Origin of the sequence: Polaromonas sp. YR568 (genome assembly GCF_943369675.1) — a bacterium.
Lineage (GTDB): Bacteria > Pseudomonadota > Gammaproteobacteria > Burkholderiales > Burkholderiaceae_C > Polaromonas.
The window spans coordinates 92413-107370 of the sequence record NZ_CALROB020000015.1 but is presented as its reverse complement, the minus strand read 5'-3'; the positions used below and the strand labels follow the sequence as shown (position 1 = coordinate 107370).

Annotated in this window: 19 protein-coding genes; 10 read left to right on the top strand and 9 right to left on the bottom strand. The window is 64.6% G+C overall.

Features of this window, described 5'->3' with window-relative positions:
- The coding region (locus ACLV8F_RS10505; protein ID WP_411884165.1) for a hypothetical protein at positions 1-455 on the bottom strand (455 nt) is incomplete at its 3' end.
- Positions 456-472: 17 nt separating this feature from the next.
- On the bottom strand, positions 473-1045 hold the full coding sequence (locus ACLV8F_RS10500) for a DUF3455 domain-containing protein (protein WP_411884164.1): 573 nt from the start codon (positions 1043-1045) through the stop codon (positions 473-475).
- 308 nt (positions 1046-1353) lie between these two features.
- Between ACLV8F_RS10500 and ACLV8F_RS10495 the strand changes: the two genes are divergently transcribed.
- The 8 genes from ACLV8F_RS10495 to ACLV8F_RS10460 all read left to right on the top strand — a co-directional run bounded on the left by ACLV8F_RS10495 (position 1354) and on the right by ACLV8F_RS10460 (position 6590).
- A complete protein-coding gene (locus ACLV8F_RS10495; protein WP_411884163.1) occupies positions 1354-1965 on the top strand; it encodes an RNA polymerase sigma factor in 612 nt (203 codons plus the stop codon).
- Positions 1962-2714, top strand: coding sequence for an anti-sigma factor domain-containing protein (locus ACLV8F_RS10490; protein WP_411884162.1), 753 nt, complete (start codon positions 1962-1964; stop codon positions 2712-2714). Before ACLV8F_RS10495 ends, ACLV8F_RS10490 begins: the two co-directional genes overlap by 4 nt.
- A 43-nt stretch (positions 2715-2757) precedes the next feature.
- Entirely contained in the window at positions 2758-3510 is a 753-nt protein-coding gene (locus tag ACLV8F_RS10485; RefSeq protein ID WP_411884161.1) for an alpha/beta hydrolase, read from the top strand.
- 116 nt (positions 3511-3626) lie between these two features.
- Positions 3627-4097 (top strand): tetratricopeptide repeat protein, encoded by a 471-nt coding sequence (locus ACLV8F_RS10480; protein WP_411884160.1) that lies wholly within the window; start codon positions 3627-3629, stop codon positions 4095-4097.
- A gap of 150 nt (positions 4098-4247) precedes the next feature.
- Positions 4248-4625, top strand: coding sequence for a DUF6632 domain-containing protein (locus tag ACLV8F_RS10475; protein WP_411884159.1), 378 nt, complete (start codon positions 4248-4250; stop codon positions 4623-4625).
- 14 nt (positions 4626-4639) lie between these two features.
- Complete coding sequence (locus ACLV8F_RS10470) at positions 4640-5293, top strand: plastocyanin (protein ID WP_411884158.1); 654 nt, start codon at positions 4640-4642, stop codon at positions 5291-5293.
- 92 nt (positions 5294-5385) lie between these two features.
- Positions 5386-5715 carry a hypothetical protein gene (locus ACLV8F_RS10465; protein WP_411884157.1) on the top strand — a complete coding sequence of 110 codons (330 nt, stop codon included), beginning with the start codon at positions 5386-5388 and terminating at the stop codon, positions 5713-5715.
- Between the two features lie 14 nt (positions 5716-5729).
- Positions 5730-6590 (top strand): enoyl-CoA hydratase-related protein, encoded by an 861-nt coding sequence (locus ACLV8F_RS10460; protein WP_411884156.1) that lies wholly within the window; start codon positions 5730-5732, stop codon positions 6588-6590.
- A gap of 19 nt (positions 6591-6609) precedes the next feature.
- Here the strand turns inward: ACLV8F_RS10460 and queF are convergent, their stop codons facing one another.
- The 7 genes from queF to ACLV8F_RS10425 all read right to left on the bottom strand — a co-directional run bounded on the left by queF (position 6610) and on the right by ACLV8F_RS10425 (position 12642).
- Positions 6610-7437: an NADPH-dependent 7-cyano-7-deazaguanine reductase QueF gene (gene queF, locus ACLV8F_RS10455; protein WP_411884155.1), complete on the bottom strand. Its 828-nt coding sequence runs from the start codon at positions 7435-7437 to the stop codon at positions 6610-6612.
- Between the two features lie 17 nt (positions 7438-7454).
- Positions 7455-8351: an alpha/beta fold hydrolase gene (locus tag ACLV8F_RS10450; RefSeq protein ID WP_411884154.1), complete on the bottom strand. Its 897-nt coding sequence runs from the start codon at positions 8349-8351 to the stop codon at positions 7455-7457.
- 119 nt (positions 8352-8470) lie between these two features.
- Positions 8471-9295 carry a 2OG-Fe(II) oxygenase gene (locus ACLV8F_RS10445; protein ID WP_411884153.1) on the bottom strand — a complete coding sequence of 275 codons (825 nt, stop codon included), beginning with the start codon at positions 9293-9295 and terminating at the stop codon, positions 8471-8473.
- Positions 9296-9316: 21 nt separating this feature from the next.
- Positions 9317-10093: a peroxide stress protein YaaA gene (gene yaaA, locus ACLV8F_RS10440; RefSeq protein WP_411884152.1), complete on the bottom strand. Its 777-nt coding sequence runs from the start codon at positions 10091-10093 to the stop codon at positions 9317-9319.
- 77 nt (positions 10094-10170) lie between these two features.
- Complete coding sequence (locus ACLV8F_RS10435) at positions 10171-10761, bottom strand: DUF3501 family protein (RefSeq protein ID WP_411884151.1); 591 nt, start codon at positions 10759-10761, stop codon at positions 10171-10173.
- A gap of 17 nt (positions 10762-10778) precedes the next feature.
- The gene (locus tag ACLV8F_RS10430) at positions 10779-12128 is read right to left on the bottom strand and encodes a (Fe-S)-binding protein (protein WP_411884150.1); all 1350 of its coding nucleotides are present in this window, start codon (positions 12126-12128) and stop codon (positions 10779-10781) included.
- Positions 12129-12219: 91 nt separating this feature from the next.
- Positions 12220-12642, bottom strand: coding sequence for a rubrerythrin family protein (locus tag ACLV8F_RS10425; protein WP_411879083.1), 423 nt, complete (start codon positions 12640-12642; stop codon positions 12220-12222).
- 300 nt (positions 12643-12942) lie between these two features.
- On the opposite strand from ACLV8F_RS10425, the gene ACLV8F_RS10420 reads away from it, so the two are divergent.
- Together ACLV8F_RS10420 and ACLV8F_RS10415 are read left to right on the top strand one after the other, a co-directional pair.
- Complete coding sequence (locus ACLV8F_RS10420; RefSeq protein ID WP_411884149.1) at positions 12943-14691, top strand: FAD-dependent oxidoreductase; 1749 nt, start codon at positions 12943-12945, stop codon at positions 14689-14691.
- Positions 14688-14909 (top strand): DUF2783 domain-containing protein, encoded by a 222-nt coding sequence (locus ACLV8F_RS10415; RefSeq protein ID WP_411884148.1) that lies wholly within the window; start codon positions 14688-14690, stop codon positions 14907-14909. Before ACLV8F_RS10420 ends, ACLV8F_RS10415 begins: the two co-directional genes overlap by 4 nt.
- Positions 14910-14958 lie beyond the last annotated feature (49 nt).

The following is a 14958-nucleotide window of genomic DNA, read 5'->3' as shown; positions in this document are numbered from 1 at the left end:
TCCCGGCGCCGTGCCGGCGGCTGCGGGCCGGCCGCGTCCTGGCCCGCGCGCAAGGTGGGCGGCCGGCTGGCCGAGAAGCCCTGGATCTGCTCATTGACCTGCCAGTACACGCCGCTGACCAGCAGGTGGTAACGCATGGCGGCATTTTTGGCGATGGCCGCCCCCACCTCGACCAGCCGGGCGGGCGCGCCTTCCCGGCTGTCCAGGAAGTCGGTGGAAAGATCCACCAGCACGAAGTACTGGTGGCCCCGCTTGTCATTGCGCACCACGCGGAACTTGTAGCTGGCCGACAGGATGCCGTGGGCCTGCATGGTCACCCGGATGGCCTCGAACAGCATCTCGCGCCTGAACTCCATGCGCTCGTCCAGGTTCATCTTGACCGGGCCGGTCTCAGGCCCGTTGGCGTCGTGCCTGGGGCTCTTGCTGGCGCTGAAAAGGTTTTTGAGCACGGACATCTCAGGCCTCACTTTTTTCAGGTGTTCCTGGCGGTGAAAAACACGTAGTCGGCGCTATAGCCTTCCTTCACGCGTTTGCCCGCGTCGGCCGGCGTGGCGCAGCCTGACGCCGGCGCATTGCCGCCTTCGGTGTTCAGGCGCTGCACGCTGGTGACGGCCGCCATCCTGCCCGGGGCGCCGGCGGATTTGGCCGTCAGCAGCAAAAGCGGAATGTCGGCGGGACGCTCGCCGTCGGCCCTGGCCTTCACCGTGCCCACGATGCGGCTGCCGTCCAGCGCCGCCCAGTACGGGCCGGCGCCGTGCGTTCCGACTTTTTCGTCTTTCTGGTTGAAGAGGTCGGCTTCGGGCGCCACGAACACCCAGGCCCAGCCGCCCTGGTCGCCGGCGCGGCATTCATAGACCTGCGAGCCCACCGCGTGCCAGGTGAAGGCCGCGCGTTCGCCGTCGGCCGACTTGAGAGTGGCGGGCACGGGCCTGCCATTGATAGTCGCCATGGGGCCGGAAGCGCAGGCGCCCAGCAGCGCGGCGCACAAGGCCGCCGCAAGGCCGGTGCGGAACCTGGGTTGGGTGGCGGTAGCAATCAGTGTCATGGCGATCTCCTGGAAGGAGCCCTGCAAATATTGACAGGTCTCCGGGTTAAAAGAAAGTAAAAAAGCCCCAACAGCCATACAGCCGCAAGGGTGGGCCGGCGCGCCGCCTTCCCACCCAGGGACAAACGCCGGGATGGCAAAAGCGGATGCAGCTTTTTTGGAAAAACCCCTGAAACAGCGTCCCGGCCGGCAGGCCCCTGCAAAAGGCACAAACGCCGCAAACGGCAAAACGGATGCAGGTGTTTGGGAAAAAATGCCATTGCCGCGGTGGTTTGCCGCCTGGGCGTAACTCCCTATACTCAGCCGCTATGAAGCTGGCCCCCGAGACGGACAACCACAGCCTGCAGGCCCTGATCGCCGGCGCGGCGCAAGGCGACCATGCCTGCTTTGCCGGCATCTACGAGCGCACCCACACGCATCTGTTTGGCGTCGCCGTTCGTATATTGGGACAAGGACAGGCGGCCGAAGACGTGCTGCAAGAGGCGTATGTGAGCATCTGGAAAAACGCAGCCGGCTACCGCAGCGAGGTGGACGGCCAATCCATTCAGGCCATGACCTGGCTGATCGCCATCGTCCGCAACAAGGCGCTGGATGCCTACCGCGCGCGTGCGCGCCGCAAGGAAAGCGAATTGCCCGGTTCCGGTGAAGTGGATGAAGAAGACACCGAAAGCAGCGCCGTGCCCGCACCCAGCGCAATGCAGCTGCTGGAACAGGCCACGCAGGCGCTGCACATCGAAGGCTGCATGAACGCGCTGGACGGCAGCTACCGGCAAAGCCTCGCGCTGGCCTATTACCAGGGCCTGTCGCACACCGAGGTGGCCGCGCACATGGGCGCGCCGCTGGGTTCGGTGAAGGCCTGGATACGGCGCGGGCTGGAAAAGCTCAAAGGCTGCCTGGCCGCGCAGGGGGTGGTGGCGTGAGATATACCAGCCCTGAACTGCTTGAACACCTGGCATCCGCGTATGTACTGGGCACGCTGGGCAACGGCGCGCGCCGCCGCTTTGAACGCCTGCAACGCGACCGCGCAGACGTGCGTGCCCGCGTCGCGCAATGGGAGGCGCGGCTGGGCCAGCTGGCCGTGTCGGTGCCGGCGCACCAACCTTCACCCAGGGTGTGGGCCGCGATCGCGGCGCGCACGCAGCCGGTAAAGCCACGGCACGCGCCGCGGGCAAAAGCCGGCTGGCTGGGCTGGGTGGGTTCGCTCGGACCGGCGGGTTTTGGATTCGGCGGCCTGGCGGCCGGTGTGATCGCGGCCAGCGCCTTGTTTGTCGCCATGCCCACCCTGTTCATGTCCAGCGACCAGCTTGCCATGCGCTCGGGTGAAAGGCTGCCGCAAAGTTATGTGGGCCTGCTCACCGATGCCCAGGGCAACGGCAAGCTGCTGGTCAGCTCGCTGCGCCACGGCAAAACCATGACGGTCAAGGTCATAGGACCGATCACGCCGCCTGCCACCGGAAAGCTGGTGCTATGGGCCGTGCCGGCCAACGGCCCGGCCTTCTCGCTGGGCGCGGTGCCTAGCAGCGGCTCGGCGGTGTCCATGCTGCCCGACACCTCGGAAAAGCTGCTGTCCAAAGTCGGCAAGCTGGTGGTGACGCTGGAAACCGAAACCCATCCCTCCAAACCTGGTGAGACCGTGGTGTTCAGCGGCAACTGCGCCAAGCTGTGGTGAGCCTGCTCCCTATTCTTATGCACACACTTCCATGGCGCGCTCAGTGACGATTTTTCTGGCAATCCTGCTGCTGGCCTACGTGGCCCTGTGCGCGGCGCTGTTTGCGTACCAGCGTTCGATGATTTATTTCCCCCAGCCGCGCCTGGAAGGCAGCCCGGCCAGCACACTGCAGCTCAAGGTCGGCGACGCGGAGCTGGTGCTCACCGCGCGGCCCATGGCGGGAAGCAAGGCCCTTATTTACTTCGGCGGCAATGCCGAAGACGTCTCGGCCAACCTGCCGTCTTTTTCGCAAGCCTTCCCCGGCCATGCCATTTACCTGCTGCACTACCGCGGTTACGGCGGCAGCAGCGGCAGCCCCAGCGAAGCGGCGCTGCAAGGCGATGCGCTGGCCTTGTTCGACCATGTCAGCAAAACGCACGCGGACGTTACGGTTGTGGGTCGCAGCCTTGGCTCGGGCGTGGCTGTCCGGGTCGCCAGCCAGCGGCCGGTGTCGCGCCTGATCCTGGTCACGCCCTACAACAGCATCCTGGAGCTGGCGGCTCAGCGCTACCCTTACTTCCCGGTCTCCTGGCTGATGCTCGACAAGTTTGAATCCTGGAAATATGCGCCACAGGTCACGGCGCCCACACTGCTGATTTCCGCCGAGCACGACGAACTCATCCCGGCGGCCAGCACCGCCCAGCTGTATACGCGCTTCAAGCCCGGCACGGCCGTGCTCAAGATGTTGCCGGGGACTTCGCACAACACGGTGTTGCAGCACCCGCAGTACCTGGCGCTGTTTCAGTCCATGCTGTGATTTGCGATTACAAATAAATACGATTTCCAGCGCATCCGATTTCCCTGTCATGCCGTTTGTATAAGGTGCTCGCTGTTGCGGCGCATTTCAATGACCAACATTTCAAGGAGTCCGACATGAACGCTTTTCCCCTCCGCAATTTCATCGCCCTGCCCCTTGTCGCCCTGGCCCTGGCCGGCGCCGCCATGGCGGCCGACATCCAGACCACGCCGGTGCAGAACGCGCAGATCGACGACTTCGCGGCCGGCAAAAAGGCCATTGACGCCAAAAACTGGTCCGAGGCCGTGAGCAGCTTCAACAAGGTCGTGGCCAAGAACCCGAAGAACGCCGACGCCTACAACTACCTCGGTTATTCCAACCGCTGGCTGGGCCGCTATGACGAGGCCTTTGCCGCCTACGACAAGGCGCTGGCGCTGGACCCCAAGCACAAGGGCGCGCTGGAGTATTCGGGCGTCGCCTACCTGAAGACCCACCAGAAAGCCAAGGCCGACGCGCAGCTGGTGAAGCTGCAGGCGATTTGCGCCGGCTGCGAAGAAACGCGTGACCTCGCCAAGGCCGTGGCGGAATACAAGCCCGCCGCCAAGTAAGCCGAACCCAAGGCCATTGCAGCGCGCCGCGCGCCATGGCCTTTTTGCCGCCGCCCACCTTCAGCCCAAGCCTGAAGGGTGTCTGCCTTCCGCTGCAGGAAGGCAGGCTCTGAAGCGCGCGACCCTCTGGATGACCCGAAGGAAACAACAATGGTTAAAGCGGACCGCATCAAATACCTGCGCATCGCTCTTGTGGTGACAGGGCTGATTTTCACTTTCGGCCTGTGGCCGCTCACCGTCCTCTGGCCTTCGGGCTGGGCCTGGCACACGGAGGGCCGTTCGCACTACCTCGAGATGATCCTCGGCCTGTACGCAACGCTGGGCGTCTTCCTGATGCTGGCGGCGCGCAACCCCCTGGTACACGGCAGCCTGATCTGGTTCACCGTCTGGTCCAGCGTCGTGCACGGCGGGATCATGGCCGTGCAGTCCTTCAGCGGCCACCACACCATGGGCCATCTCTGGGGCGACGTGCTGGCGCTGTTCGTGGTGGCGGGCCTGCTGGCATGGCTGATGCCGCACGACGCCTAGGCGGAAGGAATGCCATGAGACACACCCTGTTATTCATCGCCGGCCTCGCCCTTTCAAGCTGGGCCGCCGCCGCAGACCTTTCCGTGCTGGTGCTCGACAAGGAGGGCAAGCCGGCGCCTGACGCCGTGGTCGTCGTCGTGCCCTCGGCCAAAACCGGCGCACCCAAAATACCGCTGCCCGGCCAGGTGACGATCTACCAGGAAAAGATGCGTTTTGTGCCGGCCGTCAGCGTCGTCGCGCTGGGCGCCAAAGCCCAGTTCGTCAACAACGACCCGTGGGAACACCACGTGCGCGCCTCCTCCGCCGGTGTCGCGCAGTTCAATGCCGCAGCCGGTGACGGTTTTGAATTGCGCCTGGACGGCAAGCCCGAAGGCAAGCCGGCCAAAACCGCCGATGCGGCTTTCACCAAGGCGGGCGCAGTGCTGCTGGGCTGCCACATCCACGCCTCCATGCGCGGCCATGTCTACGTGAGCGAATCGCCTTGGGCCGTTCTGACGAATGCGGAGGGCGTGGCGCACATCGAGCAACTGCCCGAAGGCGCCGCGCAGATCAAGGTCTGGCACGCCGACCAGCTGATAGACATCGCGCCGCAGGCCTATACCGTGGCCGCTTCGCCGAGCAAGCTCACGCTGCAACTGAGCGTGGTGCCGCGCCGCCGCCGGATTTGAACGTTTTGACGCTTTTCTCGTTTGAAGCGCAACTTCGGGCGTTGACAGAAGCTTTCACGAAACTTACATTGAAGCTTCCGCACGGAGGCTTTATGGCTGATCCCTCTGACCCGTCCAACACACCCACACCCGCCGGGCCGCCGCACTGGCACCCCATCACGCTGGCCCAGTTCAAGCGCCTCAAAGACTGGCGCGAGGCGCAGCGAGCGGCGCACCCGCTGGAATGCCAGGTGTGGGAAGCAGTGCTGACGGCCTGGGTGATGGGCTGGACAGGCTGGCTGCCGGCCTATGTGTTTGAGATGGCCTGGGCCTACCCGCTGTGCGCGTTGGGCATCCTGGCGCCGCGGATTTATGTCTATGCGAGGGCGCGGGCGCATATTGCGCAGCGTCTCAGGTGTGACTGGCTGGAACTGGTCGGCTGAACTAGAGTGGAGGCATGAACGCCTCCACCCCACCCTCCCTCAGCTGCTTCACCCTCACGACCACCGGCCACGTCGCCCACCTGGTGCTCAACCGCCCCGAGGCGATGAACACCATGCACCCGACGTTCTGGCGCGAACTGGACGCGGCGCTCACGCACATCCACAAAACCGGCGAGGCGCGCGTGCTGGTGATCTCCAGCACCGGCAAACACTTCAGCGCCGGCATGGCGCTGGAAACCTTTGGCAGCGACATCGCACTGGACGACCGGAGCCCCGAAGGCCGCGCGGCCATCTTCGACATGCTGGGAGACATGCAGGCCACCTTCACCAAACTGGAGACCCTGCGCATCCCGGTGATCGCGGCCATCCAGGGCGGCTGCATAGGCGGCGCGGTCGACATGGTGACGGCCTGCTGCCTTCGTTATGCCACGGCCGACGCGTTTTTCTGCATCCAGGAAATCAACATCGGCATGGTGGCCGACGTGGGCACCTTGCAGCGCCTGCCCAAGCTGGTGCCGCTGGCCGTCGCCAAGGAACTGGCCTACACCGGGCGCCGCCTGCCGGCCGCCAAAGCGCTGGGCTACGGCCTGGTCAACGAGGTCTTTGAGTCAAGCGAAGCCATGCTGGCGGCCGCGATGCAGTGCGCCAACGAAATCGCCGCCAAGCCGCCGGTGGCCATCTGGGGCACCAAACAAGCCATCCACTACACACGCGACCATTCGGTGGACGACGCGCTCAAGCAGATGGGCTGGCTGCAGGGCGCGATCTGGAGCAACGCGCATGTGCGCGAGTCGGTGACGGCCATGAAGGAAAAACGCGCGGGGCAGTTCCCGGGGCTTGCGCCTATCAAGAGCTTCAACGAGTTCGGGCAGTAAGCGAAGAAGTTTAAGAAGCCTACTGGCGCGCGGTGCGCACCGCGGGCGGCAAGGCCTGCGGATGGCTGGTGCGGAAGGGGTTGATGTCCAGCCCGCCGCGGCGCGTGTAGCGCGCGTAAACCGAAAGCTTCATGGGTTTGCAGCGCGTCCAGATGTCCATGAAGATGCGCTCGACGCACTGCTCATGGAACTCGTTGTGGTTGCGAAAACTCACCAGGTATTGCAGCAGGCCTTCCTGGTTGATCTGCGGACCCGAATAACGGATCTGCACGCTGCCCCAGTCGGGCTGGCCGGTGACCAGGCAGTTGCTTTTGAGCAGGTTGCTGGTCAGCGTCTCCTCAATCGGCGGCTCGTCGAACTCGGCGAAAAGCAGTTCGGGCGCGGGCGTGAAGTGGATGCATTCGACGTCGAGGCGGTCCAGGTTAAGGCCGTCGAGCTCGTGCACCGGCTCGCGGTCGAACAGCTCGGGGCCCAGGGTCTTGATGCCCACGCCCATGCCCACCACGGCGTTCAGGTCGGCGCGAATACGTTCACGCACGTCGCGCGCATCGGCAAAACGCGTGTTGTTGAAGCTGTTGAGGTAAAGCTTGAAGGACTTGCTCTCGACGATGTTGGGAGACTCGCAGGGCACGGTGACCTGCGCCAGCGCCACCTGGGGCTTGCCGCGCAGGTTGAGCCAGCTCAGTTCATAGGCCGTCCACAGGTCGGCGCCGAAAAAAGGCGGCGTGCCGGTGACGCCGATTTCGGCGCGCTTGCCTTCGCGAGGGATGGGAAACAGCAGCGAGGCGTCGTACTGGTCGATGTAGGCGGAGCTTTTGCCGAGTTGGGATTGTTCAGGGGTGTTCATGTGGGCTCAATTGTCTTCTAGCTTGCAGTTGCGGCTTTGAAGTGTGGAATCAAGAGTGCCAGCAGGCGATCCACCACCCCCGGCGGCAAATCATGGCCCATGCCCTCAATGCTTTCAAAACGCGCGCCGGGAATGCGTCTGGCCGTGTCCTGGCCGCAAGCCATGGGCACCAGCGGGTCGGCCTTGCCGTGCAGCACCAGCGTAGGGGCCGTCACCTTGGCCAGCGCCGCAGCGCGCGTGCTGTCGGCGGCGATGGCCACCATCTGGCGCAGCACGCCTTGCGGGTGGAAGCTGCGCTGCGCCGCGGCGGCGACTTTCTCGCGCAGCTCGGCTTCGGGGGTGGGAAAGCCGGGGCTGCCTATGGCCTTGAGCAGCCTGGCCGTGTGGTCAATGGCCGCCTGCACGCCCTTGCCGGGGCGGCTCAGCAGCACGCGCGTGACGGCGGGGCTGGCTTCGGGCAGGCCGCGCGCGCCGCTGGAACTCATGATGCTGGAGAGGCTGAGCAGCCGTCCAGGCGCGAGCACCGCCACGCGCTGCGCGACCATGCCGCCCATGCTGACGCCCACGACGTGGGCCTGGGCGATCTCCAGCGCATCCAGCACGCCGACGGTGTCGGCGGCCATGTCTTCGACGCTGTAAGGCGGGCGTATGCGCCAGCCCAGGCGGAACTTGAGGCCTTCCCACAGCAGGCTGGGCTTGCCCAGATGGTCAAAGTGTTGCGACAGGCCGATGTCGCGGTTGTCAAAGCGCACGACACGAAAGCCCGCGTCGGCGATGGCCTGCACCATGGCCGGCGGCCAGGCAATGAGCTGCATGCCCAGACCCATGATGAGAAGCACCACGGGCCGGCCGGTGGTGTCACCGGGGTGGGTGTCTTCGATTTCAATATCGATCTGGTTGGCTTTGATTTTCATGATGGATTATGTATTTATGCACACCCCTGTTGAGGCTCACTTCGTGTAGCCTCCTCTCCCCTTGCAGGGGACGGGCGCCTGCGGCCTGGCAAAGCCAGTTCCGCGGCCCCCACTTGAGGTTACACAAATTCTCTTTCGCGCAGCCATTTGGTGGCGATCCACTTTTCACCGCTTTTCACCGGCTCACCGCCATGCAGCGTCAAGCTCGCGGGATGCGCCAGCGCATAACTGAAAAACACCGCGCTGCCGCGCTGCGGCCGCACCTTGAGGCCGATGTCGGGGAAGACCGTGGCGCCGCCCTCTTCGGGTTCCTGCAAATACATGATGAGGCTGGCCACGCGCTGGCCGCCGCGCCGCAGGATGGCCGGGGTGCCGGGCTCGCCGGGGTCGAAGTAGTCGTAATGCGGTTTGTACTGCGCGCCGCGCCGGTAACGCAGCACCTGCAGGCCCTCGCCGTTTTGCAGCGGCCAGTTCAGCAGTTTGGCGATGCGCGTTTCGATACGGCGCACGATCTCGGTTTCGCCGCGTGTGTAAAACATGCCGTGGCTGGTGCGGTCATGGTTGAGCTCTTCGCCGCCGGTGCGGGTGTCCACGGTCAGCGAGCGTTCCAGCCGCGGCGCGGCTGTTTCAATAAGCGCCTCACATTCGGCGGCGCTGAGCAGGTTGCTGAAGACCCAGAGGTCGGGTGCGCTGCGGTGTTCGCGCACTTCCACCCATTTGTCGCCGGCGTCCACCATGGTGCCGGAGGCATCGGCCTTGACCCATGGCACGGCCAGCGCGGGCGGCGGCGCACCGGCTGCCGGCAGGCCCAGCGCCTCGCCGGCAGCGGCCGCTTGCCAGCCGGCTTCGAGCAGCGCCTGGAAAATCTCCTCCTTCGCGTGGCCGGCCGCCAGTTGCTGCGCCACCCAGTCCTGCATCTCGCGAGTGATGAGCTGGGCGGGCATGGCGTGCGGGGTGTTTGCCGCTCAGGCGGCCTGCTTGCGCCGGAACACAAGCCGGTCGGGCGCGGAGACCTTGGGGTCGAAACGGTAGCCTTCGACATCAAAGGCTTCGAGTTTTTTGACCGTGGCCAGCTTCTTCTCGATCGCATAGCGCGCCATCAGGCCGCGGGCGCGCTTGGCGAAAAAGCTGATGACCTTGTAATGGCCTCCCTTGAACTCTTCAAACACGCAGTTCACCACGCGGGGTTTCAGCGCCTTGCGGTCCACGGCCTTGAAGTACTCCTCGCTGGCCAGGTTGACGATGACGGGCGAGGTGTCGGCGGCCGCGCGCTCGTTGAGGTAGGCCGAGATTTGCGAGCCCCAGAACTGGTAGAGGTTTTTTCCCTGCGGCGTGGCCAGCGCGGTACCCATTTCCAGCCGGTAAGGCTGCATGCGGTCCAGCGGGCGCAGCACGCCGTAGAGGCCGCTCAGGATGCAGAGGTGCTCCTGCGCCCAGGCCAGCTGCGCCGCGCTCAGGGTTTTGGCGGCCAGGCCGCCGTAGACGTCGCCGTCAAAGGCCAGCGCGGCCTGTTTGGAATTTTTCGCGGTGAATTTGGGCGACCAGGCCTGGTAGCGCGCGACGTTCAGGCCCGCCAGCGCGTCCGACAGCTTCATCAGCGTGCTGATCTGCTGCGGGGTCTGGGTTTTGAGCACTTCGATCAGCTGCGCCGACTGGCGCGTGAACAGGGGTTGGGTGTGGGTGTCTACGTGCGGCGGCGTGTCGTAGTCCAGCGACTTGGCCGGCGAGATGAGAAACAGCATGCTTGGAGTTATTGGATAAGGCGAAACCCCCACTTTACGACAGCCGGGTTACAGCACGACTCGCAGCCCGCAAAACCCTAATGCAAATCGCTGGCCAATGACGCCAATGTCTCCGCCGTGATCGTCGTATGCGCCGGGTAATGCGTGTGGTCGCAGCCCAGCTTGACGCCGGCGCCGGCCTTGACGGCCGCGCACATGGCCGGATCCAGCTCGAAACGCACAAAATGCACCGCCGAGGTTTTTTCGTCGTTTTCGCGGTCCATGTCCTCGTCGGCAATCGCGTAAACGCGGGCATGGCCTTCAACTTCCACGAACATGCGGTCTTCCACCCCTATCAGCCGCGCCAGTTCGCGCTTGCGCTCGTTGACGTCGGGGTACTCCAGCATCAGCGTGCCCTTCCAGTTGCCGCCGTCGGGCATCAGCGGCGCATAGGCCTCTATCTCCTGCTCTATGCCCTCTTCCTCAAAGATTTTTTCGATGCGCAGCATTTCCTGGATCTGGTAGCGGATGCTGGTCTCGCTTTCAAACTGCAGGTTGATGTGCTCGCCCAGGCGCACGCTGCGCAGCTTGCGGTGGGCGATGATGGCCGGCTTGTTTTCCTTGCGGTATTGGCTGTAGGCCTCCAGGGTCATCAGGGATTCGCGCGTGATCTTTGCGGTGGGCTTCATGGCGGCGTCCTGGTTTTTTACTTGAGGCCGTAGGCCGTGCGTATCAGCGTGAGCGGATGCTTTTGCGGCGGCGCGCCCAGGCTGTTGACCTCGAAGCCCTGGGCGATGTGGTGGCCGCCCAGCGGGCAGTCGCTGCTGATGACGTCGGGCAGGCCGCCGTCCTTGTGGCTGGCCATGGCCTTGAACAGCGGCTTGCCGATTTTCAGGGCCTGCTGGTGGTAGGGCACTTTCACGCCGAAAGTGCCGGCGTGGCCCGAGCAGCGCTCATGCGTGTGCACGCTGGTGCCAGGCACCATTTTCAGCATTTCCTCGGTCTTCTTGCCGATGTTCTGCACGCGGCCGTGGCAGGGGATCTGGTAGCTGATTTTGCCCAGCGGCGTGCTGAATTCGGTCTTGAGCAGGCCGTCGCGTTTGCGCGCCATCAGGTATTCAAACGGGTCCCACATATGCTCCTTGACGAGCTGCACGTCGGCGTCACCGGGGTACATCAAGGGTAGTTCCTGCTTGAACATCAGGGTGCAGCTGGGCACGGCGCTCAGGATGGCGTAGCCGTCTTTCGCGTACTTCACCAGCACCGGGATGTTGGCCTCCTTGCTGGCGTTGACCGAGGCCAGGTCGCCGAGTTCCAGCTTGGGCATGCCGCAGCATTTTTCCTTTTCGACCAGCACATAGGGCACCTCGTTATGGTCCAGCACCTTGAGCAGGTCGTGGCCTATGCCCGGCTCGTTGTAGTTGATATAGCAGGTGGAGTAGATCACCACCTTGCCAGGCGTCTTGGCGCCGTCCTTGACGGCATGCGGCGGCGATCCGGGCGCGCCGGAGCGGAACTTCTTCGTGGCCAGTTCCGGCAGCCAGGCGTTCTTGTCCACGCCCAGCACCTTCTGCATCACGGCGCGCGCCGGCTTTGTCTTGTTGACCGCATTGGCCACCTGGACCACGATGGGGATGCCGGCGAACTGGCCGTGCACGTCGGTCGACGACAAAAACTTTTCAGCCGCACCCACCTCGCCCTTTTTGAACTTGATAGCCTTGGCGCGCAGCATGGTGTGCGGGAAGTCGAGGTTGAACTCGTGCGGCGGCACATAGGGGCACTTGGTCATGTAGCAGAGGTCGCACATATAGCACTGGTCGACCACTTTCATGTAGTCCTTTTTGTCCACGCCATCAACCTCGCCGGTCCTGCTTTCGTCGACCAGGTCGAACAGCGTGGGGAAGGCGCCGCACAAACTCACACAGCGGCGGCAGCCGTGGCAGATGTCGAAGATGCGCTCCATCTCGTGGAGGGCCGCGTCCTCGTTGTAGAAGTCCGGGTTCCGCCAGTCGATCGCATGGCGCGTGGGCGCCTGGAGGTTGCCTTCTGTGGCCATGATTGCCTCTTTTTGTGGGGGTTTGGGGAAAGGCTCTCGTGCGGAGCCCTTTCCAAAACCCGCCGCGCCTTGCGGCGCAGCGAGCGATCGATCAATCGACGAGTTCAGCCAAAGCTTTGGTGTAGCGGTTGGCGTGCGAGCGCTCGGCTTTTGCCAGGGTTTCAAACCAGTCGGCCACTTCGTCATGGCCTTCATCGCGCGCGGTCTTGGCCATGCCGGGGTACATGTCGGTGTACTCGTGGGTTTCTCCGGCCACGGCGGACGCGAGGTTGTCGCGCGTGGCGCCGAAGGGCATCCCGGTGGCGGGGTCGCCGCACTGTTCCAGCCATTCGAGGTGGCCGTGGGCATGGCCGGTTTCACCTTCCGCGGTGGAGCGGAACAGCGCCGCAACATCGGGCTGGCCTTCAACGTCGGCCTTGTTCGCAAAATAGAGGTAGCGGCGGTTGGCCTGTGATTCGCCGGCAAATGCGGCCTTCAGGTTCTCTTCCGTCCTGGAGCCTTTGAGAGCAGCCATGGAAATCTCCTTCGTGGGTTGATGGATGAACAAATCACCAATGCTTCAACGCCGCGCACTTCAAGGCCACGAGCAGCCGAAGACCAGAACACGATAGACCTCCCGGACTGCTTCGTCTAGTTGCCGGAATCAATCTGGTGAATTAGCGAAAGCTATTCAACGAAGCCCACTAATAAGCATTTTTTATTAATTGGAGGCACCTCATAGCCTTTGCGCGGAGGCCATCGCGGACGGCTTTGCCTCAATTACGGTATGGTAAATTGATTACGAATAAGTAAATACAACCCGCAGGACGCATCCATGCCGGAGACAAACACCGCCTTCACCAACGGCTACGAGTTCGCCCAGGGCGCGGGCTACACCCTGCCGGAATACCCGTTTGTCGAGCCGCCGGAGCTGCGCACCGGAGAAGTCAAACGCCACGCCGTCGTCATCGTGGGTGGCGGCATCACGGGCCTGACGCTGGCCTGCGCGCTGGCGCTGTACGGCGTGAAGGCCGTGCTGCTCGATGAAGACAACACCGTGGGCGTCAAGGGCGCCTCCTCGCGCGGCATCTGCTATGCGCAAAAAACGCTGGAAATCTTCAAGCGCCTGGGCATTTACGAACGCATCGCCGCCCGGGGCGTGCAGTGGAGCGTGGGCCGCACCTTCGCGGGCAGCGACGAGGTCTACGCCTTTGACCTGCGGCAGCAGCAAACGCACTCATTGAGCCGGCAGCCGCCCTTCATCAACATCCAGCAGTTTTATGTCGAGGGATTCCTCGTCGAGCAGTTGTGCGCGCCCGCACCGGAGGAGAGGCTGGTCGACATCCGCTGGAGCCACCGCGTCACCAGCTTCGAACAAACCCGGGACTTTGCCACGCTGCAGCTGGAAACGCCGGCCGGTTCGTACACCCTGGAGGCGGAGCACGTGATTGACTGCAGCGGCTCGCGCAGCCCGTTTCGCGCCTGGTGCGGCGCGACGGTGACCGCGCAGCAGGGCGACGACCGCTGGTGCATCGCCGACGTGCGCTTCAAGAACCCGCCACCGGTGGAGCGCCACACCTGGATTGAGGCGCCCTTCAACGAGGGCCGCGCCGTCTGGCAGCACCTGATGGCCGACGGCGTCTGGCGCATCGACTACCAGATGCCGCCGCAGGCCAAACCCGAGGAGGTCAGCCGTGAAGACGTGGTGCGCGCCCGGTTGAAGGCGCAATTCAAAAGCCAGTCGGGCACAGTGCTGGACGACGCCGACTACGAAATCGTCTGGGTCGGCCCCTATGCCTACCGCAGCGAGTGCCTGGACAGCCTGCGCCACGGCCGCGTGTTCTTTGCCGGCGACGCGGCCCACGTGATGAGCCCCTTCGGCGCGCGCGGCGGCAACTCGGGCGTGCAGGACGCCGACAACCTGGCCTGGAAGCTGGCCGCCGTGCTGCAGGGCCGGGCTGTGCCCGCGCTGCTGGACAGCTACCACCATGAGCGGCACGAGGCGGCCACGCACAACGTGCTGGTGACCAACCGCACGGCGCGCTTTTTGCGGCCGGCCGACGGCGCGGAGCGGCTGTTCCGCACCGCGGCGCTGGGCCTGGCGCGCGAGCACGTCTTTGCGCGGCAACTCGTCAACACCGGCCGCATGTCGACGCCCAACCACTACACACGCTCCTGGGCCTGCGGCCCGTCGGGCGGGCGCGCGACGCAGAACGTGGGCTTCAGCTGGCCCGGCGGCCGCCCCGGCGAGCTGCTGGACCTGCTGGCCTGGGCGCAGGGCCGTTTGCTGCTGCTGGCCTTTGGTGACGTTTCCGCCGCCGCGCTGGCGCGCCTGGCGGCGCTGTCCACCGAGACCGGGGTACTTTGCGTGCAGGTGGTGGGCCCCGGTGAAAAAGCCCTGGCCGTGGAGCACGTGGTCGACCACGACGGTCACCTGCAGGCGACCTGCCACGTCTTCGGCCACGCCTGGGCGCTGCTGCGGCCCGACGGCCACATTGCAGCCGCCGGTGAGAGTGTGGACGCCTCGCTGGTCCACGCCGTGGCCGCCGCACTGGGCGCGCACAGCCTAAAGGAAGCCGCATGAAACCCGACAGCCCTTTGAATACGCGCCTGCATTTCCAGGACGCCGATGCCTTCTACGAATGCCTGCTGGACGCCCACCAGGGCCTGAGCCGCGAGGAATCCGAGCTGCTCAATGCCCGGCTGATCCTGCTGATGGCCAACCAGCTGGGCGACACCGCCGTGCTGAAGGCCTGTATTGCCGCCGCAAAGACCGCGGCTGGGCCGGGCCAGACTGGCTGAAACGGGCCCCGGGTCGCTCAGTCGAATAAAATCAAGGAAGTTTCACCCA